This window comes from uncultured Bradyrhizobium sp. (assembly GCF_947648125.1).
Lineage (GTDB): Bacteria > Pseudomonadota > Alphaproteobacteria > Rhizobiales > Xanthobacteraceae > Bradyrhizobium.
Genome location: NZ_CANSMR010000035.1, coordinates 1 through 26872, shown reverse-complemented (window position 1 = coordinate 26872; position 26872 = coordinate 1). Strand labels below are relative to the sequence as shown.

The 26872-nt window shown below is 64.8% G+C and carries 22 protein-coding genes; 14 read left to right on the top strand and 8 right to left on the bottom strand.

The window, feature by feature from the left end; translation table 11 throughout:
• Positions 1-79: 79 nt before the first annotated feature.
• On the top strand, positions 80-715 hold the full coding sequence (locus Q0030_RS35565; RefSeq protein ID WP_223972137.1) for a DnaJ domain-containing protein: 636 nt from the start codon (positions 80-82) through the stop codon (positions 713-715).
• A 192-nt stretch (positions 716-907) separates the two neighbouring features.
• Here the strand turns inward: Q0030_RS35565 and Q0030_RS35560 are convergent, their stop codons facing one another.
• Positions 908-2002 (bottom strand): citrate synthase/methylcitrate synthase, encoded by a 1095-nt coding sequence (locus Q0030_RS35560; protein ID WP_298378204.1) that lies wholly within the window; start codon positions 2000-2002, stop codon positions 908-910.
• Between the two features lie 76 nt (positions 2003-2078).
• Here Q0030_RS35560 and Q0030_RS35555 point away from each other — a divergent pair, with 76 nt between their 5' ends.
• Positions 2079-3302 (top strand): citrate synthase family protein, encoded by a 1224-nt coding sequence (locus Q0030_RS35555; RefSeq protein ID WP_298378199.1) that lies wholly within the window; start codon positions 2079-2081, stop codon positions 3300-3302.
• Here Q0030_RS35555 and Q0030_RS35550 read toward each other — a convergent pair whose 3' ends face one another.
• Positions 3303-3965: a DedA family protein gene (locus Q0030_RS35550; RefSeq protein WP_298378196.1), complete on the bottom strand. Its 663-nt coding sequence runs from the start codon at positions 3963-3965 to the stop codon at positions 3303-3305.
• A gap of 292 nt (positions 3966-4257) precedes the next feature.
• Between Q0030_RS35550 and cobS the strand changes: the two genes are divergently transcribed.
• The 6 genes from cobS to Q0030_RS35520 all read left to right on the top strand — a co-directional run bounded on the left by cobS (position 4258) and on the right by Q0030_RS35520 (position 11207).
• Positions 4258-5256, top strand: coding sequence for a cobaltochelatase subunit CobS (cobS, locus tag Q0030_RS35545; protein WP_050405952.1), 999 nt, complete (start codon positions 4258-4260; stop codon positions 5254-5256).
• Positions 5257-5259: 3 nt separating this feature from the next.
• A complete protein-coding gene (locus tag Q0030_RS35540) occupies positions 5260-5670 on the top strand; it encodes a GNAT family N-acetyltransferase (protein WP_095731654.1) in 411 nt (136 codons plus the stop codon).
• Positions 5667-7565 (top strand): cobaltochelatase subunit CobT, encoded by a 1899-nt coding sequence (gene cobT, locus Q0030_RS35535; RefSeq protein ID WP_298378188.1) that lies wholly within the window; start codon positions 5667-5669, stop codon positions 7563-7565. Before Q0030_RS35540 ends, cobT begins: the two co-directional genes overlap by 4 nt.
• Positions 7566-7709: 144 nt before the next feature.
• A complete protein-coding gene (locus Q0030_RS35530; RefSeq protein WP_298378185.1) occupies positions 7710-8753 on the top strand; it encodes an esterase-like activity of phytase family protein in 1044 nt (347 codons plus the stop codon).
• Positions 8754-8887: 134 nt separating this feature from the next.
• Positions 8888-10000, top strand: coding sequence for an NADH:flavin oxidoreductase/NADH oxidase (locus Q0030_RS35525; protein WP_298378182.1), 1113 nt, complete (start codon positions 8888-8890; stop codon positions 9998-10000).
• Positions 10001-10106: 106 nt separating this feature from the next.
• Positions 10107-11207, top strand: coding sequence for an LLM class flavin-dependent oxidoreductase (locus tag Q0030_RS35520; RefSeq protein WP_298378180.1), 1101 nt, complete (start codon positions 10107-10109; stop codon positions 11205-11207).
• A gap of 90 nt (positions 11208-11297) precedes the next feature.
• Here Q0030_RS35520 and Q0030_RS35515 read toward each other — a convergent pair whose 3' ends face one another.
• Positions 11298-13565, bottom strand: a complete 2268-nt coding sequence (locus tag Q0030_RS35515) for a DUF2235 domain-containing protein (RefSeq protein ID WP_298378178.1) — start codon at positions 13563-13565, stop codon at positions 11298-11300.
• 222 nt (positions 13566-13787) lie between these two features.
• Here Q0030_RS35515 and Q0030_RS35510 point away from each other — a divergent pair, with 222 nt between their 5' ends.
• Entirely contained in the window at positions 13788-14207 is a 420-nt protein-coding gene (locus Q0030_RS35510) for a hypothetical protein (RefSeq protein ID WP_298378177.1), read from the top strand.
• A 98-nt stretch (positions 14208-14305) separates the two neighbouring features.
• Here Q0030_RS35510 and Q0030_RS35505 read toward each other — a convergent pair whose 3' ends face one another.
• On the bottom strand, positions 14306-14926 hold the full coding sequence (locus tag Q0030_RS35505; RefSeq protein ID WP_298378352.1) for a TetR/AcrR family transcriptional regulator: 621 nt from the start codon (positions 14924-14926) through the stop codon (positions 14306-14308).
• Positions 14927-14974: 48 nt separating this feature from the next.
• On the opposite strand from Q0030_RS35505, the gene Q0030_RS35500 reads away from it, so the two are divergent.
• The 4 genes from Q0030_RS35500 (at position 14975) to Q0030_RS35480 (ending at position 21808) form a co-directional block, all read left to right on the top strand.
• On the top strand, positions 14975-15232 hold the full coding sequence (locus tag Q0030_RS35500; protein WP_298378171.1) for a hypothetical protein: 258 nt from the start codon (positions 14975-14977) through the stop codon (positions 15230-15232).
• Between the two features lie 287 nt (positions 15233-15519).
• Positions 15520-18978 (top strand): acyl-[ACP]--phospholipid O-acyltransferase, encoded by a 3459-nt coding sequence (locus tag Q0030_RS35495; RefSeq protein WP_298378168.1) that lies wholly within the window; start codon positions 15520-15522, stop codon positions 18976-18978.
• 63 nt (positions 18979-19041) lie between these two features.
• On the top strand, positions 19042-20817 hold the full coding sequence (locus tag Q0030_RS35485) for an NAD(P)/FAD-dependent oxidoreductase (RefSeq protein ID WP_363323531.1): 1776 nt from the start codon (positions 19042-19044) through the stop codon (positions 20815-20817).
• 28 nt (positions 20818-20845) lie between these two features.
• Positions 20846-21808, top strand: coding sequence for an alpha/beta hydrolase (locus Q0030_RS35480; RefSeq protein WP_298378166.1), 963 nt, complete (start codon positions 20846-20848; stop codon positions 21806-21808).
• Between the two features lie 219 nt (positions 21809-22027).
• Here Q0030_RS35480 and Q0030_RS35475 read toward each other — a convergent pair whose 3' ends face one another.
• From Q0030_RS35475 to rpmB, 4 genes are all read right to left on the bottom strand, one after another.
• The gene (locus tag Q0030_RS35475) at positions 22028-23233 is read right to left on the bottom strand and encodes an ABC transporter substrate-binding protein (protein WP_298378164.1); all 1206 of its coding nucleotides are present in this window, start codon (positions 23231-23233) and stop codon (positions 22028-22030) included.
• A 274-nt stretch (positions 23234-23507) separates the two neighbouring features.
• On the bottom strand, positions 23508-23735 hold the full coding sequence (locus Q0030_RS35470) for a hypothetical protein (RefSeq protein WP_298378161.1): 228 nt from the start codon (positions 23733-23735) through the stop codon (positions 23508-23510).
• A 291-nt stretch (positions 23736-24026) separates the two neighbouring features.
• The gene (locus tag Q0030_RS35465) at positions 24027-24251 is read right to left on the bottom strand and encodes a hypothetical protein (RefSeq protein ID WP_298378158.1); all 225 of its coding nucleotides are present in this window, start codon (positions 24249-24251) and stop codon (positions 24027-24029) included.
• A 317-nt stretch (positions 24252-24568) separates the two neighbouring features.
• On the bottom strand, positions 24569-24877 hold the full coding sequence (gene rpmB, locus Q0030_RS35460) for a 50S ribosomal protein L28 (RefSeq protein ID WP_207834568.1): 309 nt from the start codon (positions 24875-24877) through the stop codon (positions 24569-24571).
• Between the two features lie 374 nt (positions 24878-25251).
• Here rpmB and Q0030_RS35455 point away from each other — a divergent pair, with 374 nt between their 5' ends.
• Positions 25252-26061 carry a DUF3108 domain-containing protein gene (locus tag Q0030_RS35455; RefSeq protein ID WP_298378346.1) on the top strand — a complete coding sequence of 270 codons (810 nt, stop codon included), beginning with the start codon at positions 25252-25254 and terminating at the stop codon, positions 26059-26061.
• Positions 26062-26872: the final 811 nt, after the last annotated feature.

Genomic DNA, 26872 nt, shown 5'->3' with positions numbered 1-26872 from the left:
CGTCAATGGTGCAAGCGGGAAACGAGGTCTGCGCAATGTCAAGACTTGAAGATTTGTGCATTGCGTAGTCAAAGAGAACATGCCGATCGATTCATCAAAATTCTTCGACTCCATTCGCATCAAGCCGACCAAGGTGAGTGCGAAGCGCCAGGCGCAGGCCGGTGAGCAGGCTGTTGCCTGCGAGTGGGCGGGTTGCCAGAACAAGGGTGCGCACCGCGCCCCGAAGGGCCGCGAGAATTCGCGCGAGTATTGGCACTTCTGTCTCGATCACGTCCGCGAATACAACCAGTCCTACAATTTCTTCCAGGGCATGAATCCGGACGACGTCGCGCGCTACCAGAAGGACGCGCTGACCGGCCACCGTCCGACCTGGAAGATGGGTGCCAACAACGGCAAGAAGGAGAGCGGTCTCGACGCCGCCGCCGATCCGTTCCACGTGTTCTCCGAGCTCAACGGCCGCGGCCGCTGGCGGCCCGGGCCGGGCGGCGCGGAGCCAAAGCCCGAGACCCGCAAGGTCATGAACGCCGAGCGCAAGGCGCTGCTGGTGATGGGGCTCGGCGCCGGGGCGACGCTCGAAGACGTCAAGTCGAAGTACAAGGCGCTGGTGAAGCAGCACCACCCCGACGCCAATGGCGGCGACCGCTCTACCGAGGATCGCCTGATCGAGATCATCAAGGCGTACAATTATCTGAAGACCGTGGTGCGCGAGGCCTGAACCCTTGCCTCCGTCGCCCCTGCTAGCCTCCGTCGCCCCTGCGAAAGCAGGGGCCCATAACCACCGGCAGTAATTGTTCACGCGAGATGTTTGCCAGGTCGCCCCAATGATGGGCCGCGGCGTATGGGTCCCTGCTTTCGCAGGGACGACAGCGGAGTTTGTGGCTCCGCTGTCGATTTCGCCGGCTAGCTCTCAGCCCTTCGGCACAGCGCCGACATAGGACGAGCTCGGCCGGATCAACCGGCCGGTGCGGCGCTGCTCCAGCGCGTGCGCGGTCCAGCCGGCGGCGCGGGCCACCGCAAAGATCGGCGTGAATGCCTGTCGCGGAATTGCCAGCCCATCGAGCAGGATCGCGGTGAAGAATTCGACATTGGTCTCCAGCGGCCGCTCCGGATTCTTCTTGCGCAAAGCTTGCCGGATATAGGCCTCGACCTCGCCGGCGAACGGCAGGTCGGCACCACTGGCCTCGAGGCGCTCGATCGCGACTTTCAGCACGTCGGCGCGCGGATCGCGCACGCGATAGACCCGATGGCCGAACCCCATCAGCCGTTCGCCGTGTGCAAGCGCGCCGTCGACCCAGGGCTGGATGCGCTCGCGCGTGCCGATCGCATCCAGCATCTCGAGCACCGGCTCCGGCGCGCCGCCATGCAGCGGACCGGTCAGCGCGCAATAGCCGCCGGTGATCGCCGCGAACAGGTCGGCCTGGGTCGAGGCGATCACCCGCGTGGTGAAGGTCGACGCATTCATACCGTGGTCGCAGACCGTGACGAGATAGGCGTCGAGCGCGGCGACCTCACGCGGCTCGGTCTTGCCGCCCCGCAGCATCCGCAGCGTGTCGGCGGCGTGGCTGGCATTCGGGTCCGGCGCGATCGGGGCATGTCCCTTGGCGTGCTGGACCAGGGCGCCCGCAATCACCGGGAAAGCGCCGACAATGGTCGCCTCGTGCTCGAGCCCGTTCTCGCCGCAGAGGCCGGCGATCGCGGCGCGGAAGCCGTCGACGATCGACATGCCGCGCGTCGCCGGCAGCAGGTCCGGCAGGCGGGCAAAGGCGCGTTCGCGGGCGGCGCCAAGGCTGGCGCGGACATTGGCCTCGCTCAGCGACTTGCCGGTGGCGCCGTTCCACAGCCGCGCCGTGACGCCCTCGAAGCTCGACTTGCCGGCGAGGTTGGCGACGTGCTCGCCGGCGATGATCAACTCGCCGCGCTCGCCGTCGACATGGCTCAACACGGTCTCGGCGGCGGGAACGCCGTCCAGACCGATCTGGCTCTTGGTGAGAATCATGTTCATGGCCCGATCTCCTTGCTTCACGCCTTGAAGGTCGGGCCTCTCGACGAGTTGATCAATCTTGATTATATAAATCAATATGAAAAAATCCGCCGAGCTTTACCTCTCCGCTCGCGAAGCCGCCGCCGAGCTCGCGATCTCGCCGGCAACCCTCTACGCCTATGTCAGCCGCGGCCTGATCCGCTCCGAGCCGTCGCCGGATTCGCGCAGCCACCGCTACCGCGCCGAGGACATCCGGGGTTTGAAGGAGCGCCGCGTGCCGTCGCCGGAGCCGCGCGGGTTTCGCAATTTCGATGCCGACCTGCCGGTGATGGATTCGGCGATCGCCACCATCACCGAGCAGGGCCCGATCTATCGCGGCGTGAACTGCGTCGATCTCGCCCAGCGCGACACGCTGGAGCACACCGCGACACTGCTGTGGGACGTCACCGGCGTCGATCCGTTCGCGCCGGACAATTGCCCGCATGTCTCGGATGAAATGCGCGCGATCGCCGAGGCCGCGCGGCGCGCCCAGCCGATCGACCGTACCGTCGCCGTGCTGGCGCTGGCGGCGAGTGCCGATCCCGGCGCCTTCACCCGCGCGCCCGATGGCCGCGCGATGGTCGGCGGGCGCATCTTGCGGCTGTTGGTTGCGACCATGCTGAATGCGGCACCATCGACCGAGCCGCTGCATGAGCAGGTGGCGCGGGTCTGGACGCCGGACAACAAGCACGCGCCCGACCTGATTCGCCGCGCGCTGGTGCTGCTCGCCGATCACGAATTGAATGCCTCGACCTTCACCGCGCGCTGCGCGGCATCGACCGGCCTCAATTTGTACGACACCGTGATTGCGGGGCTCGTCGCGCTGAAAGGGCCGATGCATGGCGGTGCCGGCGTGCTCGCCTCGCGTCTGGTCAAGACCATGATCGACAACGACGTTGCGCCTGTGGTCCGCGAGCGGGTCGCGCTCGGCGAGCGCTTCGCCGGCTTCGGTCACGGCGTCTACAAGAAGGGCGACCCGCGCGCGATTTCGCTGCTCGATGCCCTGACGCGGGCCGGTGCACCGCGCAAATTCACCAGGGAAGTGCCGGAGCGGATCGCGGAAGCAACCGGCGAATTCGTCAATATCGATTACGCGCTGGCGGTGCTGGTGCATGCGCTGCGGATGCCGGCGGGGAGCGAGCTCGCGCTGTTTGCGATGGCCCGCAGCGTCGGCTGGATCGCGCATGCCAGCGAGCAGCTTCAGCTCGGCAAGCTGATCAGGCCTCGCGCCCGCTATGTCGGCCCGGCACCCGGGCGCGCCGGCACCACCAGCAGTATCTAACTATTTTGCCGGCTCGGCCGGTTCGATCAGGCCGCCGCCATGCCGGCGGCGAATGGTCCAGATCGCCAGCGCCAGGATGACGGCGCCGCCCGCGACCGCGAACATCCACAGATGCTTGCCGACATGCTGATGATGCGGCAGGCCGGCGTAGTCGTGCAGCGCGGTAACGGCGAGCACGCCCGGCAGCACATGGGCGGGCGCCCAGAGCAGGATTGCGGGGATGTTGACCGCGTAGAAGCGCGCCGGCGGCATGTCGAGCGCGCCGGCGGTGATCGGCACGAAGGCGCGAATCGGCGGCACGAAGCGGGCGAAGAACACCGCGAGCACGCCCCAGCGGTTGAAGAAGGCCTCGCTCTGCGCGACCACGCGCGGGTAGTTGGAGAGCGGCCAGGCCGACAGGATCTCGCGCTGGCTGCGGTGGCCGATCAGATAGGCCGTGCCGTCGCCGAGCATCGCGCCAGCGGCCGCGGCGGCGAGCACCGGCACGAGCTTCAATTCGCCGCCCGGGACCAGCGCGCTCAGCGCCAGGATGATGGTCGAGCCCGGCACCAGCGAGCCGACCACCGGGACGGCTTCCAGCAGAGCAGCCAGAAACAGCGTCAAATAGGCGAGCCAGGCATGGGCCGAAACGAACGCGATCAAAGGGTCAAGGAATGAAGTCACTGAATTCCTGGGTGGCGATGAAACAGGTCCGAGAGCTAACAACTCCCCGCCGGGCTGAAAAGTGCCCTGCGGAGAAGCCGCCGTGGCGCTGCGGCGAAAGTACGGCAGGATTTGCAGAGCAGCCTTCCAAAAACCGAGTTTCGCGCCTATCTTTATGATACAACAACGGAACTTTGATTTGCCCGTGGGCTTCTGCCGACCGATGCTCTCTGCTAGGCTCGTGCGTAGCACCCCATCCGCAGCCAAATGACCTAAATCTGGTTTCGGGAATGCCCGGGACCTCGGAGGATGAATGACGACGGCCGTCCAGACCAAAGCGCAAGAACCCGTCGGGTTGCCCGACATGAAGGTTTCGGTTCGGCAGGTCTTCGGGATCGATAGCGATCTGGAAGTTCCCGCCTATTCCGAAGTCGACCCGCATGTGCCAGAAGTCGACAGCGACTATCGCTTCGATCGCGCCACCACGCTCGCGATCCTCGCCGGTTTTGCCAAGAACCGCCGTGTGATGGTCACCGGCTATCACGGCACCGGCAAGTCGACGCACATCGAGCAGGTTGCGGCCCGTCTCAACTGGCCCTGCGTGCGCGTCAACCTCGACAGCCATATCAGCCGTATCGATCTCGTCGGCAAGGACGCCATCGTGGTCAAGGAAGGCAAGCAGGTCACCGAATTCCGCGACGGCATCCTGCCCTGGGCGCTGCAGCACAACATCGCGCTGGTGTTTGACGAATACGATGCCGGCCGTCCGGACGTGATGTTCGTGATTCAGCGCGTGCTGGAAGTCTCCGGCCGCCTGACGCTGCTCGACCAGAACAAGGTGATCAAGCCGCATCCGGCGTTCCGCCTGTTCTCGACCGCGAACACGGTCGGCCTTGGCGACACGTCGGGCCTCTATCACGGCACCCAGCAGATCAACCAGGGCCAGATGGACCGCTGGTCGATCGTCACCACGCTGAACTACCTCGCCCATGACGAGGAAGTCGAGATCGTGCTGGCGAAGGCGAAGCACTATCGCACCCAGGAGGGCCGCGACATCGTCAACAAGATGGTGCGGCTGGCGGATCTCACGCGCAACGCGTTCGCCAATGGCGACCTGTCGACGGTGATGAGCCCGCGCACGGTGATCACCTGGGCCGAGAACGCCGACATCTTCAACGACATCGGCTTCGCGTTCCGCGTCACCTTCCTCAACAAGTGTGACGAGCTGGAGCGGCCGCTGGTCGCCGAGTTCTACCAGCGCTGCTTTAACGTCGAGTTGCCGGAATCCTCGGTCAACGTGGCGCTCAGCTAGTCCATGCCGAAAATCTCCGTCGAGCGCACAGTCACACAGACGAAAAAGGCGGTGCTCGGCGGATTGCTCCGCTACAACAACGAGAAGATGGGGAAGCAGAAGTACAAGCGCTTCGCCATCTCGCTGCGGCAAGGCGACGAGATCGTCGGCGGCATCGTCGGCGAGGTCTGGACCGCGGTGTTGTTCATCCAGCTGTTCTGGATGGAGCAGAAGTTTCGCAACAAGGGCTTTGGCGCGAAGCTGATCAAGGCGATCGAAGACGAGGCGCGGCGCTTCGGAGCCACGCAATCCTATCTGGATACGATGAGCTTCCAGGCGCCGGGCTTCTACCGCGCCAATGGATATAAAGAGTTCGGTTCGATTGAGGGGTATCCCGGCGGCGTCACGCGCCACTGGTTTACGAAATCGCTATGACAACCTCCAATATCAAATTCCGTCCGGGTTCGAAGGAAGCGCCGACCGAGCCGTTCAAGCGCTCGGTGTCGGCGTGCCTGAAGGCGATCGCCAAGAAGCCGGAGCTCGAGGTCTCCTTCGCCGCAGAGCGGCCGGGCCTTGCGCCCGGCAAGGCGCGGCTGCCGGAGCCGGCGCGCAAGATGACCAAGCGCGATGCGGCGATCGTGCGCGGCCACGCCGATTCGATCGCACTCAAGATCGCCTGTCACGATCCCAAGGTGCATCGCAAGCTGATGCCGGGCAATCCGCAAGCGCGCGGCGTGTTCGAGGCGGTCGAGCAGGCGCGCGTCGAGGCGATCGGCTCGCGGCGGATGGCCGGCGTTGCGAGGAATCTCACCGCGATGCTCGACGATCATTTCCACCGCGGCAAGTATGACGAGATCACCGACCGCGCCGATGCGCCGCTGTCGGATGCGCTGGCGATGCTGGTGCGCGAACGCCTGACCGGCATGGCGCCGCCCGCGGCTGCCAAGAAGATGGTCGATCTCTGGCGTCCGACGCTGGAGGACAAGATCGGCTCGCGGCTCGACCAGCTCAGCCGTTTCACCGAGGACCAGGCCAGGTTCGGCGACCTCGTCCATGATCTGCTGTCGGCGCTCGATCTCGGCGACGACCGCAACATGGATTCCGACGACGATGATGACCAGGACGAGAACCAGGACGGCGAGAACGATCAGTCCGGTGCCGAGGGCTCGCCCGATTCAGATGCCGCGCAGGAGATGAGCGCCGACCAGGCCCAGACGTCAGCGGAAGAGATGAGCGAAAGCGCGATGGAGAGCGCGCAGGCCTCCACGTCGGACACGTTCGACGACGGCGAACTCGGCGACGACGAGACGCCGGGCGAGGCGACACGGCCGAATTCCCGCGGCCAGAACGAGCCGCGCGGCCCCGAGTATCATGCGTTCGCGCCGAAGTTCGACGAGGTGATCGCCGCGGAAGACCTCTGCGACCACGACGAGCTCGAGCGGTTGCGTTCCTATCTCGACAAGCAGCTCGCGCATTTGCAGGGCATCGTGGCGCGGCTCGCCAACCGCTTGCAGCGCCGCCTGATGGCGCAGCAGAACCGCGCCTGGGACTTCGACCTCGAGGAGGGCATCCTCGATCCGGCGCGGCTGTCGCGCGTCGTCACCGATCCCTATCATCCGCTGTCTTTCATGCATGAGAAGGAGGCGACCTTCCGCGACACCGTGGTGACGCTGCTGCTGGATAACTCCGGCTCGATGCGCGGCCGTCCGATCACGGTCGCCGCCACCTGCGCCGACATCCTGGCGCGCACGCTGGAGCGTTGCGGCGTCAAGGTCGAGATCCTGGGCTTCACCACCCGCGCCTGGAAGGGCGGGCAGTCGCGCGAGGCGTGGCTTGCCGCCGGCAAGCCGGCCAATCCCGGCCGCCTCAACGATCTCAGGCACATCATCTACAAGTCGGCCGACGCACCGTGGCGTCGTGCGCGCAAAAATCTCGGCCTGATGATGCGCGAGGGCCTGCTCAAGGAGAACATCGACGGCGAGGCGCTCGACTGGGCGCACAAGCGTCTGCTCGCGCGTCCCGAGCAGCGCCGCATCCTGATGATGATCTCCGACGGCGCGCCGGTCGACGACTCCACGCTGTCGGTCAATCCCGGCAACTATCTCGAGCGGCACCTTCGCCACATCATCGAGGAGATCGAGACTCGCTCGCCGGTCGAGCTGATCGCGATCGGCATCGGTCATGACGTGACGCGCTACTATCGCCGCGCCGTCACCATCGTGGATGCCGAGGAGCTTGGCGGCGCCATCACCGAGAAGCTCGCCGAACTGTTCAGCGAGACCCACGGCTCGGCGCCGGCACCGGGCACGCGGCGCCGTCTCCACTCGTGAGACATGCGCTCACCGCCTAGAGCGTTTTCGAGCGAAGTGGATACCGGTTCGCGTAAAGAAAACGCGTCAAAACAAGAATCTAGAGCCCCGTTCCGATTCAATCGGAACGGAAAAGGCTCTAGCCGTCGCCATTTCCTGAGAGATGTGGCGGCGGGGCTGTCGGCCGCAGCGCTGCCGCGCCTCGCGCAGGCGCAGGGCGCGAGCCAGCCGGCGCTGACGCCGGGACCGCCCGGCAGGCCGGGCCGTCACCGCGTCGATGAACCCGCCGCGGTCGAGGTCAACGCACGGCCGCTGCCGTCGTTCGATATCCGCGATCGTGCGCGGGTGCGGTTCGGCGCGCTGGAATATCGCAGCGGCCTGATCCTGACCTCGTCATTCGCCGGGTTCGGCGGCCTCTCCGCGCTGCGGCTCGATCCCAAGGGCGAACGCTTCATTGCGGTCAGCGACCAGGGCACCTGGTTCACCGGCCGTATCGTCTATCGCGGCCGGGAGATGGCCGGGCTCGACGATGTCGAGGCGGCGCCGCTGCTCGACGCCCGCGGCAAACCGATCACCGCCACCCGCGGCTGGTACGATTCGGAATCGCTCGCGCTCGACGGCTCCATTGCCTATGTCGGGCTCGAGCGGGTCAACCAGGTGCTGCGTTACGATTTCGCCAAGGGCTTCACCCGCGCGCGCGGCGAGGTGGTGCCGCTGCCAGCGGCGGCGCGCAAGCTACCCATCAACAAGGGGCTCGAGGCGCTCGTCTTCGTGCCGAAGGGGCTGCCGCTCGAAGGCACGTTGATCGCGCTCTCCGAACGCGGGCTCGATGCCGGCGGCAACCTGATCGCCTTCCTGGTCGGCGGCAAGACGCCGGGCCAGTTCAGCGTCCGCCGCACCGAGAATTACGACATCAGTGACGCGGTCCTGCTGCCGTCGGGCGATCTGTTGATCCTGGAGCGGAAATTCTCCTGGCTCGGCGGCGCCGGCATTCGCATCCGCCGCCTCGCTTTGTCCGACATCGCGCCCGGCGCCGTCGTCGATGGTCCGGCGATCTTCAATGCCGATCTCGGCAACGAGATCGACAACATGGAAGGCATCGACGCCCATGTCACTGATGAGGGCGAGACCGTGCTGACAATGGTTTCCGACGACAATTTCTCCCTGATCCAGCGCAATTTGCTGCTGCAGTTCACGCTGGTCGAGTAAAGGGCGGCGCCCAAGGGACGGCGCTATCGCATTGCTGATCTGCCCCGGCCCGTTCGGCGACCGCGACAGTTGGTGATCACGGCGGCCGCCTCTATCTTGTGGTGGCCCTTTCCCCGATCCCGGATATCCCTCGCATGAGCACCCTGTTTTCCCCGATCGAACTGCGCAGCCTCAAGCTCTCCAACCGGATCATGGTCTCGCCGATGTGCCAGTACTCGGCCGACGACGGCTCCGCCAATGATTGGCACTTCACCCATATCAACATGCTGGCGCTATCGGGCGCCGCGATGTTCTGCATCGAGGCCACCCATGTCGAGGATATCGGGCGGATCACGCCGGGCTGCCTCGGCCTCTACAGCGATGCCAACGAGGCGGCGCTGAAGCCGATCCTGGCCTCGGTGCGCAAGCATTCGAAGGCGGCGGTCGCGATGCAGCTTGCCCATGCCGGCCGCAAGGCTTCCAGCCAGCGTCCATGGGAGGGCGGGCAGCTGATCCCGATCGCCGAAGGCGGCTGGCAGACGGTTGGACCGTCGGCTGTCCCGCATAAGGAGAGCGAGGCCGCGCCGGTGGCGCTCGATGATGCCGGCCTGAAGCGCATCCGCGAGGCCTTTGTCGCGGCCGCCAAGCGTGCCGACCGGCTCGGCATCGACGCGCTCGAGCTGCACGGCGCGCACGGTTATCTGCTGCACCAGTTCCTGTCGCCGATCGCCAACAAGCGGACCGACAGCTATGGCGGCTCGCTCGAAAACCGCATGCGCTTCCCGCTGGAAGTGTTCGACGCGGTGCGCGCCGTATTCCCGGATCACAAGCCGATCGGCATGCGGGTGTCGGCGACCGACTGGGTCGAGGGGGCCTGGGATCTTGCGCAGACCATCGAATTCGCCAAGGAGCTGAACAAGCGTGGCGTCGACTGGATGGACGTCTCCTCCGGCGGCGTGTCGCCGCTGCAGAAGATTCCACTCGGGCCGGGCTACCAGGTGCCGGCGGCGCAGGCGGTGAAGGAGGCAACCGGCGTCACCACGATGGCGGTCGGCCTGATCACGGAAGCGAAGCAGGCGGAGGAGATCGTTACCTCAGGCAAGGCCGACATGATCGCGCTCGCCCGCGGCATGCTCTACGACCCGCGCTGGGGCTGGCACGCCGCCGCCGAGCTTGGCGGTGAGGTGAGCGCTCCGCCGCAATACTGGCGCTCGCAGCCCTCGACGCAGAAGGCGCTGTTCGGCAAGACCACGTTCGGGACGCGGTAAGACCTGCGATGAGGGGCTGCGACAAAGCCATTGTTCTGCCGTAGCCGGGGCAGGTACGCTCCGGAGCGCGTGCGGAAGATACGCATCGAACAAAGAGAGGAAACCCATGGAACTCGGATACTTCGCGATGCCGTCGCATCCGCCGGAGTGCGGACTGAAAGAGGGCCACGATTGGGACCTTCAGGTGCTGCGGTGGCTGGACGAACTCGGCTATCAGGAAGCCTGGATCGGCGAGCACCACACCGCGCCGTGGGAGCCGCATCCGTCGCCGGATCTGTTGATCGCGCAAGCGCTGCTGCAGACCAAGAACATCCGTATCGGGCCTGGCGGCTTCCTCTTGCCGTATCATCATCCGGCCGAACTCGCGAACCGCGTTGCGATGCTCGATCACCTCTCGAACGGGCGGCTCAACTTCGGCGTCGCGGCCTCAGGCCTGCCGAGCGACTGGGCGATGTTCAATGTCGACGGCATGTCCGGCCAGAACCGCGACATGACCCGCGAGGCGCTCGAGATCATTCTGAAGATGTGGACCGAGCCGGCTCCGTGGACCCACAAGGGCAAGTTCTGGACGGTGACCAAGCCGGACACGATGTTCGATTTCCTCAAACCCCACATCAAGCCAAAGCAAGCACCGCATCCGCCGATCGGCGTCGCCGGCCTGTCGAAGAATTCCGACACACTCAAGCTCGCCGGCGAGCGCGGCTTCATCCCGATGAGCCTCAACCTCAACCCGGCCTATGTCGGCAGCCACTGGGACTCGGTGGAAGCCGGCGCCGCCAAGACCGGCCGCAAGCCGAGCCGCAAGGACTGGCGGATGGTGCGCGAGGTGTTCGTGGCTGATACCGATGAGGAGGCGTGGAGGCTGTCGACCGGCGACATGATGGGCCGGATGATGGGCGAGTACTTCCTGCCGTTGCTCGGCCACTTTGGTTTCAAGGATTATCTGAAGGCGTCGCCCGACGTGCCCGATAGCGACGTCACGGTCGAGTATTGCGCCCGCAATAACTGGATCGTCGGCTCGCCCGCGACCGTCACCGAGAAGATCGAGAAGATCTATCAGGAGGTCGGCGGCTTCGGCGTGCTGCTGGTGTTCGGCTTCGACTACAAGCACAAGCCCGAGGCCTGGCACAATTCGCTGCGGCTGCTGAAGCAGGAGGTCTTGCCGAAGCTGAAGCATCTCGACGCCTCGGTCGGCCGCGCGGCATAGGTTGAGGCTAAGGAAACGCGGGGCAGCAATGCTGCCCCGCGCTCTATACTGATCGTCCAGTCGCAATGGCCTGGCGCGGGCTGCGTCGCGTCACAGCAACTTCACCGTGACCTTCGCCTTGCCCTTGTGATCACCGTAGAACCATTTGTAGATCCAGGGCAGGCCGATGACGGCCTGGTTGACGTAGAGAAAGATCTCGCCGCTGCGATCGGCGGTGAATCTCGCCTTGTAGACTTGCGGGTCGGTGTTCGGCGCCGGCAGCGGATCGAGGAAATACTCATCGACGCCGGTTTCTCCGACCCGTGCGATCAGCCTGAACCATGGCCGGAACAGGATACGCCGCAGGAAGATCGTGGCGTATCCACGCCAGCGTTTTGCGCCCTCGATTGTCGAGGTCCGGTATCCGATCGGCGTGACCGCGCGTCCGGCGTCCTCCCACGGCTCCGACATCGTGATCGCAATCTCATACTTGAAACCGGTGCGGACCTTGAGGCCGGTCGGCGCACAGATCTCGCTGGTGTCGAAATCGGCCGCATCCTGCGGGATGCCCTTGTCGACGGCGACGAGCTTGTCTGCCGCGCTCCCATTGCAGAAGGCGCCCGTCGAATCCGCAGCATTGAACAGGAAATGGCTGAGCAAAGTCGCGCTGAACCAGACCAGCAAGGCCGTGAGCACGAACGGCACGACATGCCGCTTCCCGGCATTGAGGATCCACTGATAGATCGCGCTGGTGCGGAATCGATAGATCGTGTTGTGCACGATCCCGGAGAGTGGCGTCGGGTTCGTGCGGGTGCGCCAGATAATCCGCATCCTGTCGCTGATCGTTGCGCTGAGCGAATTGCCCACCGCCATCAGCACGACGACGGCAATGATGCCGCCGGCGAACCATTCCGGGTTGCCGGCGTACCAGTCGGTCCACCAATGAAGCGAAGCGGGCAGGAACGATTCGATGAAGCGCACCAGCTCCGAGATCATCCTGACGTGGGAGCTGAATTCGTGCTCCTTGTGCTGGTTGTGGAACAGCCAGAACGTCGCCAGATGCAGTGACGCCGCCAGCGTGGCGAAGTAGGCGATCCGCCGCATCCAGACGAAATTCCACAGCTTCTCCTGCGCGGCATAACGTGCCGGCGCGCCGACAGGCGTTTCAAACGTAGTGGAGCCCAGCGGTGTGACCCGGCCGCTGCGGGAGACGACCACATAGTTCGCGGGAAGTCCGATCGGGGCATAGGCATTGGCGCCGCTGTCGATCCGCTCGAACACACTTTCGTGGATCTTCGGCATCGGCACGCTGACACCGGCATAGGGATCGTTGCAGAGGTCGGCGACCTTGCGGGGACCGTACCGGTAATAGGCGCCGAGGCCGGCCCGCGAATCGTAGAGGCGGCCATCCTTGTCCTCGGAGGATTTGATCGCCTTGATCGCATCGGGATCGGCGATCGGCGCGCTCTTGAACGCGAGCCCGCGCTTGACGGCTTCGTCGACCAGCCAGGCCAGCGGCACGAACGCGACGGCATCGTCCGGATAGCCGCCGCCGACATTGGCATGCATGCCGACGAACCACACCTGGACGAGGCGCTCGCCATCGATCGTTGCCGGCACAGCCGGTGCGGGCTGTCCCGGCTCTTGCTCCGTCCAGAGCACCGGATGAAAGGTCGTGCGCTCGTCGTCGAGCGCCAGCGCGTGCCGCGCCCACTTGACCTTCGGGCTGAGAATCCGGTTCGGCAGCTCGAGCGGCCACACCCAGTTCGAGATGCCGCGTGTCATCTCGTCGATCGGCAGGCCATAGGCCGCGACGGTGTCCCAGATGCCGATGAACTCGATCGCTGGCACCGGCTTCCGTGCGATCTCCGCATAAGGCTTGTTGCGCTGAAGGCGCTCCAGCACCGGCACGAGGATGTAGTCGCGCAGCGCCCGGAACAGCACCTCGATGCGCCAGATCGAGTGGTAGCCCGCGGCCCGGTACGCGCGATAGGCTTTCACAGCGCCGTCGTGCAGTTCGGCTTCGGTGCCAGCGACGATCAGACCCTGATCGAGGATGAGCGCGGCGAGCGTGCGCACGGTGAATGCGCCGCGGCTGAACCCGAACAGGTAGATTTGCGAATCGTTCTGGTGGTCGTAGTTGCGGCAGATGAACTTGTAGGCATCCAGGATATTGCGCTTGAGGCCGTAGCCGAAGGCGCCGCCGAGCAACGCTAGCGGAACGAAGGACGACGTGCCGACGCCGTCATCATACTTGGCGGCCTGCGTGTTGCCCTGCAGATCCAGCGACTGGAATACCCGCCAGACATTGGTGCGCCAGACGCTGGAAGCGGCATTGCCGGTGCCGTCGGACAGGATAATGATCTTGCGGCTCGGCATTGAAGGACGCTCGCTGAAATGACTGAAGCGGATGGCGCAACGTAGTGGTAGCGGATTCGATTGCTACCTTGGATCGATATTTAGTCATTCTGTGCCACGACAGATGTGAACTGACGCACAAAAAGCGTCACGTGGTCGCGGCCACGTGAGACGAGACGCCTTTCGCGCTGCTGCGAAAAGGCCTAGCCTGATAGCGGCGCAATTCATTGATGAGGCACAGCAATGCGCAGCCGCGTCAGAAAATTTGCCCATGTGCTGGAGCGCTTCGGCCTTGCCCTGGCGGGAGCTGCAAGCGGTCTGTTCGTCGCCATCCATGTCGGCTCGAGCGTGTCGGCGCTGACGTCGCAGGCGTTCCTGCTGATCATGATGCTGAGCGGCGCGATCGGATTCTATCTCGGCATCGATACGCCGCCAAAGCTGTTCCATCCGAAGGACGGGAGCTCGACACGCAAGATCGACGCGGCGGAGCTGCTCAGCGCGATCGGCACCTTCCTCGCGACCATGGTCGCGTTCTTCTCGGTTGGTGTCGTCGTGCTGCGCAGCGAGCCGGACATCGCCTGGACCGCGGCGATCATGGCGGGCTGGGTGCTCGGCGTCGCCATGCAGATCGTCGCCGGCACGATCGCCCGCACCCGCGTCTGATCAGAGCTTCGGTTCTGATTGCATCAGAACCGAAGCTCCAGTTTATTATTGACGCGTTTTCTTCACGCGAACCGGCGTCCACTTCGCTCGAAAACGCTCTAGGCACCGCGCGTGACGCCCAATCCCGCAAGATGCGTGTCGACGAACTGTACGAGCCGCTCGCGCAACATCTCCGGCGGCACCGCGACCATGCGCTCCTCGAGGCCGAGCGAGATGATGCCGTGGACCGCGGAGAACATCATCCGCGACAGCAGCGCGACGTCGTCGGGATCGCGACCCGGCAACAGCCGCACCAGCGGCGCGTGCATCAGTGCGAACGCATCCATCACCATCGCCAGGATATCTTCCGGAAACGGCCGGTCGTCCTCCATCCGATGCTCGAACAGCGAGCGCAGCAGATTGGCGTGCTCGGTGGCGAAGCCGAGATAGGCGTCCGCAAGCCCGTGCAGCTGGCGCAGGGGATCGTCGGCCGGGACTGCCTTGAGCCGTGCGGTCAGCGCCTGCACGGTCTCCCGGTTCACGGTCAGGATCAGGCCGTCGAAGTCGCCGAACTCATTATAGACGCTGCCGATGGAGCAGCCGGCGGCCTCGGCGACATCGCGAACTTTCAATGATCTCAAGCCTTTAGTCGCAATATACCGGCGCGCGATCTCGATCAGCAGAACTCGCCGCTGAAGTTTTTTTCGGTCCCGTCGCGATTCTTCTTGAACAATGTTCATTTTCGAGCTACTAATTTGAGCGTTGCTCAAGTTGGCATAGGAGGCCACATGCAGACCCTAGCACTTCGATTGACCACCACCTTTGTCGATGACGCGATCGAGCTCGTGAAGGGCTTTGGCCGCGCCATCTTGGCGCTGGCGACTGCGCCGATCGAGCGGATCGCCCGCGCCTGCGACGTCGCAGGTGTCCTGGAGCAGCAGCGCGCCGATCGGCGCGCGCCGCGCCAGGCGGCCCAGCGTGGCAACCGGTGCAGGTCACGCAACTGCCGCTGGTCGCCGTTCGGCGGCTTGAGCGACCTGACCTGACGCGCCCACTCCGCAATTGTCGCCGAAACCTCAACAAAGCGCTCACCATGTCCCTCGCGAGCCGTTTCGAGATTTATCAACCCCAGGTCCGGATAAGGTCTCGTACATCTCTGGCGGGCAATGTCTCGCCGGCCCGGCGCCAGCGGATGTGCGCCGGTTCGAACCGATACGTTGCGGAAAAGACTAAAGGCTGCGGCATCTCCGTCAATTTCACCACGCTCACCATTCTCTGCCACGCGAATTCGCAGACCTGCCAGCGCCCTGCGCGCTAACCCAAGGAACCGGTCATGATCAAGGAATTGATGACGTCCCGCCGCTTCGCGCCGCTGTTCTGGTCGCAGTTCTGCTCGGCGCTGAACGACAACGTGCTGAAGAACGCGCTGGTCATCATGCTGCTGTACGGCATCGCCAATGAGCAGGGGCCGGCGCTGGTCCAGCTCGCCGGCGCGGTCTTCATCGCCCCGTTCTTCGTGCTGTCGGCACTCGGCGGCGAGCTCGCCGATCGCTTCGTCAAGTCCATCGTCGCGCGCCGGCTCAAGTTCTTCGAGATCTTCGCCGCGGCCTTCGCGGCCGCCGGCTTCTTCACCCATTCGATCCCGCTGCTGTTCATCGCGCTGGCGCTGTTCGGCATCGTCGCGGCGCTGTTCGGCCCAGTGAAATATGCTGTTCTGCCTGACCAGTTGTCGGTCTCCGAACTCGCGACCGGCAACGCGCTGGTCGAGGGCGCAACCTTCATGGCGATCCTGATCGGCACCATCGCGGGCGGCATGTTCGTCGCCGGCGCCAGCCACATGGGCTGGATCTGTGCCGCCGTGGTCGGCCTGTCGGTGCTGTCCTGGGGATTTGCCTCGCGCATTCCGGTGACGCAGCCCTCCGCGCCCGATCTGCCGATCACCAAGAATCCCTGGACCTCGACGGTCCGCCTGCTGAAGTCGCTCTATGCCGAGCAGCGGCTGTGGGACGGCATGGTGATCGTGTCCTGGTTCTGGATGGTCGGCGCGATCGTGCTGTCGCTGCTGCCCGCGCTGATCAAGGAAGGCGTCGGCGGCACCGAAGGCGTGGTCACGCTGTGCCTCGCCGTCTTCGCGATCGGCATTGCCGCCGGTTCGCTGTTCGCCGCGCAGCTCAGCCATGTTCGTCCGAATCTCGCGCTGGTGCCGATCGGCGCCATTGTGATGGGCGTGATCGGCATCGACCTCGCCTGGGCGATCGCCACCACCTCGCTCGGCAAGGACGTCACCGCGGCGGCGTTCGCGGCCTCGTTCGGCGGCTTCCGCATGCTGGCTGATTTCTTCCTGTTCGCGTTCGGCGGCGGTCTGTTCGTGGTGCCGTCGTTTGCCGCCGTGCAGGCCTGGACCGCGCCGTCCGAGCGCGCCCGCATCATCGCCGCCGGCAATATCCTGCAGGCAGGCTTCATGGTTGCCGGCGCGGTGTTCGTCGGCGCGCTGCAAGCTGCCGGCCTGCCGATCGCCTGGATCTTCTTCGGCCTGGCGATCGCGAGCTTCGGCACCGTCTGGTTCGTGCTGACCAAGTGGGGCAAGGAGGGCGTGCGCGATTTCGGCGCGCTGCTGTTCCGGGCGCTGTTCCGGCTCGAGGTGCGCGGCATGGAGAACCTGCCGCCCGCAGGCACCCGGATGCTGATCGCGCCCAACCATGTCAGCCTGGTCGACGGCCCGCTGCTGCACGCCATGCTGCCGATCGACGCGAGCTTCGCGGTCGACACCGGCATCGCCAAGGCGTGGTGGGCCAAGCCGTTCCTGAAGATGATCAAGCACTACACGATGGATCCGTCGAAGCCGCTGGCTGCGCGCGACCTGATCAAGCTGGTCGCCGCCGGTGAGCCGGTCGTGATCTTCCCGGAAGGGCGCATCACGGTCTCCGGTTCGCTGATGAAGGTCTATGACGGCACCGCGATGATCGCCGACAAGGCCGATGCGGTCGTCGTTCCGGTCCGCATCGAGGGCGCGCAGCGTTCACATCTCAGCTATCTCAAGAATGGCGAGATCAAGCGCTCCTGGTTCCCCAAGGTGACGATCTCGATCCTGCCGCCGGTGAAGCTGCCGATCGACCAGTCGTTGAAGGGCAAGGCGCGCCGCAACGCTGCCGGCGCCGCGCTGCAGGACGTCATGATCGACGCCATGGTGCAGAACGCGATGCTCGACCAGACGCTGTTCGAGGGCCTCGGCCATGCCTATCGCGACCGCGACACCGGCAAGCCGATCATTGAGGACGCGCTCGGCACCAAGCTGACCTATCGCAAGCTGATCCTCGGCGCGCAGGTGTTGAGCCGCAAGCTCGAGCAGGGCACCGCCGTCGGCGAGAACGTCGGCGTGCTGCTGCCGAATTCGGCCGGCGTTGCCGTGGTGTTCATGGCGCTGCAGACCATCGGCCGCGTGCCGGCGATGCTCAACTTCTCGGCAGGTCCAGTCAACGTACTGGCCGCGATGAAGGCGGCACAGGTGAAGACCGTGCTGACCTCGCAGGCCTTCATCGAGAAGGGCAAGCTCGACAAGCTGATCACGGCGATGGTGGGCCAGGCGCGCGTCATTTATCTCGAGGACGTCAGGGCCGGCATTGGCCTTGCCGACAAGATCGCAGGCTTCCGCGCCGGCATCGCGCCGCGCGTCGCCCGCGAGGCCAACGATCCCGCGGTCATCCTGTTCACCTCGGGTTCGGAAGGCACCCCGAAGGGCGTCGTGCTGTCCCACCGCAACATCCTCGCAAATGCGGCGCAGGCGCTGGCGCGAGTCGATGCCAATGCCAACGACAAGGTGTTCAACGTCCTGCCGGTGTTCCACTCGTTCGGTTTGACCGGTGGCATGATGATGCCGCTGCTCGGCGGCATTCCGATCTTCATGTATCCGTCGCCGCTGCACTACCGGATCGTGCCCGAGCTGATCTACCAGACCGGCGCGACCATCCTGTTCGGCACCGACACCTTCCTCACCGGCTACGCCCGCTCTGCGCATGCCTATGATTTCCGCACGCTGCGGCTCGTCATTGCCGGCGCGGAAGCGGTGAAGGAGCGCACACGGCAGATCTATATGGAACGCTACGGCATCCGCATTCTCGAGGGCTACGGCGTCACCGAGACCGCGCCGGTGCTGGCGATGAACACGCCGATGGCGAACCGCCAGGGCACCGTCGGCCGGATCTCGCCGCTGATGCAGTACCGCCTCGATCCGGTCCCCGGCATCGAGGAAGGCGGCCGCCTTTCGGTGAAGGGGCCGAACGTGATGCTCGGCTACCTCCGCGCCGAAAACCCCGGCGTGCTCGAGCCGCTGCCCGAAGGCTGGCACGACACCGGCGACATCGTCACGGTCGACGCGCAGGGCTTCATCGCGATCAAGGGCCGCGCCAAGCGCTTTGCCAAGATCGCGGGCGAGATGGTCTCGCTCTCCGCGGTGGAGACGATGGCATCGGCGCTGTGGCCGCAGGCGATGTCGGTCGCGGTCTCGATCCCCGATGCGCGCAAGGGCGAACGCATCGTGCTGCTCACCACCGAGAGGAATGCCGACCGCGCCGCGATGCAGCGCCAGGCCAAGAGCGTCGGCGCGTCCGAGCTCGCGGTGCCGGCCGACATCCGCGTCGTCGACAAGGTGCCGCTGCTCGGCACCGGCAAGACGGACTATGTCGGCGCTACCGCGCTCGCCAAGGAACTTGCCGCCGCGCCTGCGCCGCAGGCCGAGACCGCCAGTGAAGAGCCCGAGGCCGAGCCGGCGTCGCTGCAGCAACACGTCGCATGATGGTTGTGCTTTTCGGGAGCATGTTGTCAGATAGACGGCAACTGCTCCCGAGAAAGCACGATCATGCTGGACAAACTGAACCCGGCTACAGAGGACGCGCCTGAACTCTTGGCCGAGCGCTGGATCGCCGCGCTGGATGCGGTGCTTGCGAGCCGCTCCCTTGATGCTCTTGCCTCGCTGTTTGCGCCCGAGAGCCACTGGCGCAACATCTTCGGCATCTCCTGGTGTTTCGCGACCTTTAGCGAGCAACGGAGCGTGGTCGCCGAGTTGCTGGAGCGCGCCGCCGCGGTCAACGCGCGTGGATTTCGTCTCGATGACCGTGCCTTGATACCGCGGCGCGCCGTGGTGGCCGGACGCGAGGTGATCGAGGCGGTCTTCACCTTCGACACATCGAATGGTCCCGGTACCGGGGCGATCCGTCTGTTGCATGATAGGGGCGGAAATTCCGCGGCGTGGACGTTCTCCACGATGCCTGACTTCGACCGCATCTGCGACGCGCGCGGCAAACACGCCACTGAGCAATCCCACGCGCGCGATTTCGCCGCACCCGACTGGCTGGAGCAGCGGCGGGCCTCGCGCGCCTATGCCGATCGCGAGCCCGATGTCCTGATCGTCGGCGGTGGCCATGCCGGCATCGCGGCCGCCGTCGAGTGCAAGCGGATCGGGCTCGATGCCCTGATCGTCGATCGCCAGCGGCGCATCGGAGACAATTGGCGGCTGCGCTATCGCGGCCTCAAGCTGCACAACAAGACGCCGGTCAATCTGTTTCGTTACCTGTCGTTCCCGCCGACCTTTCCGGACTACATCCCGAAGGACAAGATCGCGAACTGGCTGGAAAGCTATGTCGACATCATGGAGCTCAACTTCTGGACCGAGACTTCGTTCGAAGGCGCGCGCTATGACGAAGCCACGCAACGCTGGACGGTGACGCTGCAGCGGAGCGACGGCCCGCGCACGCTGCATCCTAAACACATCGTGCTCGCGACCAGTGTCAGCGGCACGCCGAACGTCCCGACCATCGCAGGCATCGAGCGGTTCGGCGGCAAGGTGCTGCATTCCAGCGCGTTCGCGGCGGGCCGTGAATGGGCAGGGCGGTCGGTCGTCGTGTTCGGCACCGGCACCAGCGCGCATGACATCTGCCAGGAGCTGCACGCCGCCGGCGCCAATGTCACCATGATCCAGCGCAGCCCGACCATGGTGGTCAATGTCGAGCCGGCGCAGCTCTACGACAAGACCTATCTCGGCGACGGACCGCCGATCGAGGTGCGCGACATCCTCAATTCCGGCGTGCCGCTGCCGGTCATGAAGACCGCGCACAAGATCATCACCGACGAGGTGAAGCGGCTCGATGCACCCCTGCTGTCTCGGCTGGAGCGCGCCGGCTTCCGGCTCGAATTCGGCGAGGACGGCACCGGCTGGCCGCTCAAGTTCCGCTCCCGCGGCGGCGGCTATTACTTCAATGTCGGCTGCTCCGAGCTGATCGCCGACGGCAAGATCCGCCTGATCCAGGCCGCCGACATCACGGGCTTTACCGCCTCTGGCCTCGCGCTGAAGGACGGCACTGCGCTGAACGCCGAGCTGTTCGTGCTCGCCACCGGCTACAAGGGTCCTGACCACCTGGTCGGCAGGCTGTTCGGCGACGATGTCGCAGCGCGCGTTGGCCGCGTCTGGGGCTTTGACGATGCGACGCAGGAGCTGCGCAACATGTGGACGCGCACGCCCCAGCCCGGCCTCTGGTTCACCGGCGGCGCCTTCTCGCAGGCCCGCATCTACAGCCGCTTCATCGCGCTGCAAATATCAGCGATCGAGGCCGGCACGCTTTCCAAGCATCTGAACTGACCTGCAAGCACTGACCTAAAGGATTCCCATGCCGCTTCCGCTCGATCCCGTCATTGAGAAGATCATCCCGCTGCTGCCGCTGCGCGATCCCGCAACCATGACGCCGCAGAGCTGCCGCGATTCGCTGCGCGCACTGGCCGATGCGCGCGCCGCGGTGCCGCCGCCACCGGTCGATGTGGCACGCGACATCGAGGTCGCGGGCGCTGCCGGCAAACTCGCGGCGCGGCTCTATCGCAATGGCAGCGGCACGGCGCCGACCGTGATCTTCTTCCACGGCGGCGGCTGGGTCGCCGGCGATCTCGAGACCCATGACCGCCAGGCCCGCAACCTCGTGATCGAGACCGGCGCTGTGGTGATCTCGGTCGATTACCGCCGCCCGCCGGAGACGCGCTTTCCCGGCGCGTTCGAGGATTCCTTCGCCGCGATCCGCGACGTGATCGCGCGGCTCGCCGAATTCGGCGGCGATCTCTCCCGCATCGGCGTCGCCGGCGATTCCGCGGGCGGCAATCTCGCTGCCACCACGGCGCTCGCCTGCCGCGACGCCGGCATCGGGCTCGCCGGGCAATTGCTGGTCTATCCCGTCACCGACGTAGCAGGCAATTATGCCGATGCGGGCGAGAACGCGAAATTTCCGTCGCGCGCCGAGAATGCCGAGGGTTACTTCCTGACGCGCGAGACGATGCAGTGGTTCGCGGGACATTATCTCGCGAACAAGGCTGAGGGGTCCGACTGGCGCGTCTCGCCGCTGCGTGCGAAGTCTCTCGCCGGTGTCGCGCCGGCGGTCGTCACCACCGCCTGGTTCGACCCGCTGCGCGACGAGGGCCATGCCTATGCCAAGGCGTTGCAGGCGGCCGGCGTGCAGGTCGCGTATCATACCGGCGAAGGCCTGATTCACGGTTACTTCGGCCTCGGCGATGCCTCGGAGGCCGCGCGCGCCGAAGCGCAACGCGCGCGGGCGGATTTCAAGGTGCTGTTGGAGAAGGGAGTCTAGTCTCCCGTCGCACCAGCCATTGTTGGCAAGGGGAGTCTAACCTCCTCGTCGTTCCGGCCGAGTGCGCAATTGCGCACGGGGGCCGGGACCCATAACCACCGCAGCCTGTTGTTGGAGCGGGCTGCGGCCCCAGCGTCGCGCCACACATTCAGTCGGGGTAATGGGTCCCGGCCTGCGCCGGGACGACGATGTGGATGGTTCAGCCTTCAATCACATGCCTCAATCATTCCCGATCGTGTCGCCGAACAGCTGCCAGGTCTCGCCGTTGAACTTTTGCAGCCGCATCGCTTCGACCGGGAAGTAGTCGGTCGGCGAGGTCTTCACCTTGATGCCGGGCAGGAACATCGGCAGCGCGATGTCGAGGTTGGCGGCCTGCTTCATGATGTTCTCATGGGTGAGGTCGTCGCCGCATTGCCTCAAGACCTGCACCGTCGCCTCCGCCACCACATAGCCGTAGACGATCAGCTGATCCTGCAGATTGCCGTCAGGGAAGTACTTCTTCATGAAGTCCTGCCAGGCGATCACGTCCGGATCCGCCTTCCATTGCGGATCGTTCGGATCCTTCAGCGAGTAGGACGAGATGATGTCTTTGGAGTAGTCGAAGCCGGCCGGCTTCAGCACCGAGGACACCGAGGTCGAGGTCGCCGCGAGGAAGAACATGTCGGGCTTCCAGCCGATCTCGCCGATCTTCTTGATCGCCTGCGCCGCCTGCTTGGGGATCGCGTGCATGAACAGCACGTTGGCGCCGGAGGCTTTCAGCTTCACGATCTGGCTGTCGACCGTAGGGTCCGTCGATTCATAGGTCGTCTCCGCCACCACCATCTTGGCGGTGTTCTCTGCGCCCAAGCCCTTCTTGAACCCGTTGCCGTAATCCTTGCCGGCGTCGTCGTTCTGGTAGAACAGCGCGATCTTGGCGTCCGGCTTGTTGGTCAGCACATATTTGGCGTAGACCGCGGTCTCGGCCTGGTACGACGGCTGGAAGCCGATCGACCACGGATAATGCAGATAGTCGCCCCACAGCGTGGCGCCGGCGCCGACGAACAGCTGCGGCACTTTCTTGTCGTTGAGATATTTGCGCACCGCAAGGCCGGTCGGCGTGCCCAGCGGATTGAGGATCGCGGCGACTTCCTCCTGCTCGACCAGCTTGCGGGTCTGCTCCACCGTCTTCGGCGGCGAGTAGCCGTCGTCGAGCGTGATCAGATTGATCTTGCGCCCGTTCACGCCACCCTGGTCGTTGATCATCTTGAAGTAGGCGGCCTGCGTCTTCGCGATCACGCTGTAGGCCGATGCCGCGCCGGAGAAGGGCGAGGTCTGTCCGAGCTTGATCTCGGTGTCGCTGGCGCCTAGCCCGTATTTCTTCTCGGCGGCGTGCGCCTGTGATGCGATTGCAAGCGCGAGTGCTGCCGTGATGGCCTTGCAGATCATCGTGAGCCTCCCTGTGGCGTTCTTATTGTTCGCGAGGGAGAGCTTACGCAGGTCGAGGGAGGCAGGCTTGCGACGAGACGCCGGGGCAGGGATGCGAAAATGCGGCGGGGTGAAACTACTACCGTCGTCCCGGCGAAGGCCGGGACCCATAACCACTAATGTTTGCCGCTACATGGAATGTCGCCCCAGCATCGCACCAAACAGACAGCCGGGGTAATGGGTCCCGGCCCCCGTGCGCAATTGCGCACTCGGCCGGGACGACGATGACGAGCCCTCAGCGGTAGCGCACGCTGCCGGTCGTGACCGGATCGGTCGGAAGCACGGTGGCGCCGGCTCTGCTGGCGGCGGCGGAGGTGATCATGCCGGGCTCGGCCGCGGCCTGCACATCGCGGGGCGGGTTGAATTCGAGGATGACGAGGATTGCCGTGGCCAGCACCGCCACGGCGGCGGTTGCGAGCGCAGGCACCAGTCTTCCGCGCGTATCGGCTGCGCGAACTTGCATTGACCAATTCCTTTATTGGGGTCGTTCTTTGGACGTGATGTAAGAACGGCCAGGCTTCTTCCCAAGAGTGCGGCGCACATGCCTCACAATCAGTTGTGCCGGCCGTGATGTCCCTCACGGTCTTCGAGCGACGCGGGGGCGACCCTCGTCGAATCGCATTCGTGTCGGACGGCTTGTTTGCACACCATGAGTTGGAAGAGATCGTGGCGTTTTGCATGCGCCTCATGCGCTCGTGATCGATCGCGTGAGGTTGTGATTAACAGCGCTGCGACACGCCGTTTTTGCCGTGATTTAGAGGCTTTCTTCGCTGTGCATGGCGTGTGCGTTAAGGCTTTCTTCACGCGCGAACGGCGCACCAAGCAGAGATTCGTGTGATGTGCGCGTGATGGAAGCGATGACACCGCTGTCATTGGCAACAGGTGTCAGCGGACGTGTTGCAACCATGGCGACGCCGTCATCGCGAGGCTTGTCGCGCCGTAGCTTAGCAAAGGCGGAAGCCTTGGCGGAACGATCCATCTCTCCTCACGCAGAGCGATGGATGATTTTACTTCGTGGGTCATTACGCAAAGAAGATTCCACTTCGCGTCATGCCTCGATCGCGGTCTAGATTTCAATTCGATGCTTCGATGCCGAGTCGACGAAATGCACTGATGCGTCGCTTAACGCGAGAGCTCGCGTGTTGCTTTCCGAAATTGGTCCAGCGCTCACGACATCAATGTGCGACGCATGCAACAGAGCGATCATCTCGGTAGCCTGTTGGCCAAACAAAAACGGCCGGGTCATCCGACCCGGCCGTTCAAAACTCTCTCCGCGTATTCCGCGTTCGGTTGAGCTCAGCTCGCCTTCTTCACGAACACCGGCTTGCCGACCTTCTTCTCGATCGCGCGCTTAAGATCCAGCGCGCGGGGCGACAGCACGTCGGCCTTGGCCTTGAGCAGGTAGGCATCGAGGCCGCCGTTGTGGTCGACGCTCTTGAGCGCATTGGTCGAGACGCGCAGGCGCACGTTGCGGCCGAGCGCATCCGAGATGAAGGTCACGTTGGCCAGGTTCGGCAGGAAGCGCCGCTTGGTCTTGATGTTGGAGTGGCTCACCTTGTGGCCCGTCTGGGGGCCCTTGGCCGTCAGTTCGCAGCGCCGGGACATCTTACAAAATCCTTATTGCATCCCCGCTTCCGGCAGCACGTGCGATCACGCGGCCCGCGCGGGGGTTTTGAATTCGCGTCCATTTTCCAGGAACCGCGGGTGTATAGGGGGAGAATACCCGAGCGTCAAGATTATATCGCCGCATAACCGTCCCGGGAAAAGGCGGTTCATAAGCGCTTCCAGCCACTTAACGGCGGATATGGCAACCATATAAAGGGCGTATTCGGCTGCAAGTCTTGGTTCCATAACAGATGCGCGCGTTGTCCGGCCGAATTGAAGGACCAAATGGACAGCGAACAGAGCGCCGATAGCAGGACCGTCAGGTAGGTTAAGTGACCACCGCCATTGCCCTTTTGCCCCCGCTCGGCCGGCTCATCGGCCTGTGCGCTGGTGCCCTCTTGCTGTTTTGCGCCGAGCGCGCGAGCGCGCAAGGGCGGCTCGACGCCCATTATGAGGCGACGCTCGCCGGTATCCCGGTCGGCAAGGGCACCTGGACCATCGAAATCGGCGACGACACCTTCTCAGCCTCGGCGCAGGGCGGCACCGCGGGCCTCTTGAAGGCGTTCTCCGGCGGCAGCGGCGCGGGTGCCTCGCAGGGCCGCGTCGTCAACGGCGCGCTGGTCGCCTCCTCCTACACCGCGACCACCACCACCTCGAAGAAATCCGAGACGATCCGGATGGTGCTGGCCGCTGGCGGCATCAAGGAATCCACCATCGAGCCGGAGCCGCCGGTCGATGCCGACCGTCTGCCGGTCTCCGACGCGCAGAAGAAGAACGTGTTCGATCCGATGACCGGCTCGTTCCTGCGCGCGCCCGGCAATGCCGAACTGATGAGCCCGGATGTCTGCCGCACCGGCGCCGGCGTGTTCGACGGCCGCATGCGCTATGACCTCAAGCTCGATTTCAAGCGGGTCGAGATCGTGAAAGCCGAGCGCGGCTATCACGGCCCCGCGCTGGTCTGCGCGCTCTATTTCGTGCCGATCTCGGGCTACATCCCGGATCGCCCTGTCATCAAATATCTCGCCGCCCAGCGCAACATCGAGATCGCCTTCGTGCCGATCGCGGGCACCCGCCTCTTGGTGCCGTTCCGCATGACGATCCCGACCCCGCTCGGCCAGGCCATGCTGGAAGCCACCTCGTTCGTCACCACTGCCGCGCCGCCGCGCGTGGCGAAGACGCAGTAGGGGATCTCTTCCCTTCTCCCCTTGTGGGTGAAGGTGGCCATAGGCGGCCCACTGGCCGCCGTTGTTAAAAGGACGCCGATGCTGCGCATCGGCTATGCGCAGTCCGCGCCGGATGAGGGGTTCTCTCCGCGGAGGCAGACCTCTCACCCGGCGCCTGCGGCGCCACCCTCTCCACAGGGGGGGTACTTCGGAGGCGCTGCGCGAGCGCGAGGAAATGCAACAAACGTCACCGGAATCCAGTTGACTCTTGTCCGCTTCTGATTCGACTCGCCGGCCCCTGGAACTTAAGGAATTCAGTCCGCATATCCTGTGCTTGTGGAGCCCTCTCAAACTTGATCTAGTGCCGCCGCCGTCAGCCTGCCCGAGATGTTGCGGTGAACGTTTCAGGTCTGGAATGGAGTCACCGATTCGGCCGCGATTCGTTCTAGACTCGTTCCGAAGCTTAAGGGCGGCGCAGAAAGCGTCGCATTGTGAGACAGATTCGCCTCAGATGATGCCCATGATCGATCAGTTTCCGGATTTCCGCGTCATTGCGAGGAGCGCAGCGACGAAGCAATCCATCGTGCCGACGCGCACGCGAAATGGATTGCTTCGCTTCGCTCGCAATGACGGCTGACAGCTGCCGGACAATAAAAGAAACACCTGCAAAATATGGCTTTCTCAACTTCGTTCGGAAATGACCGCGTGCCCGGCGCAGGCGTCACTGCGGTGCTGGGGCCGACCAACACCGGCAAGACGCATCTCGCCATCGAGCGCATGCTGGCGCATTCGTCCGGCCTGGTCGGGCTGCCGCTGCGGCTGCTCGCGCGCG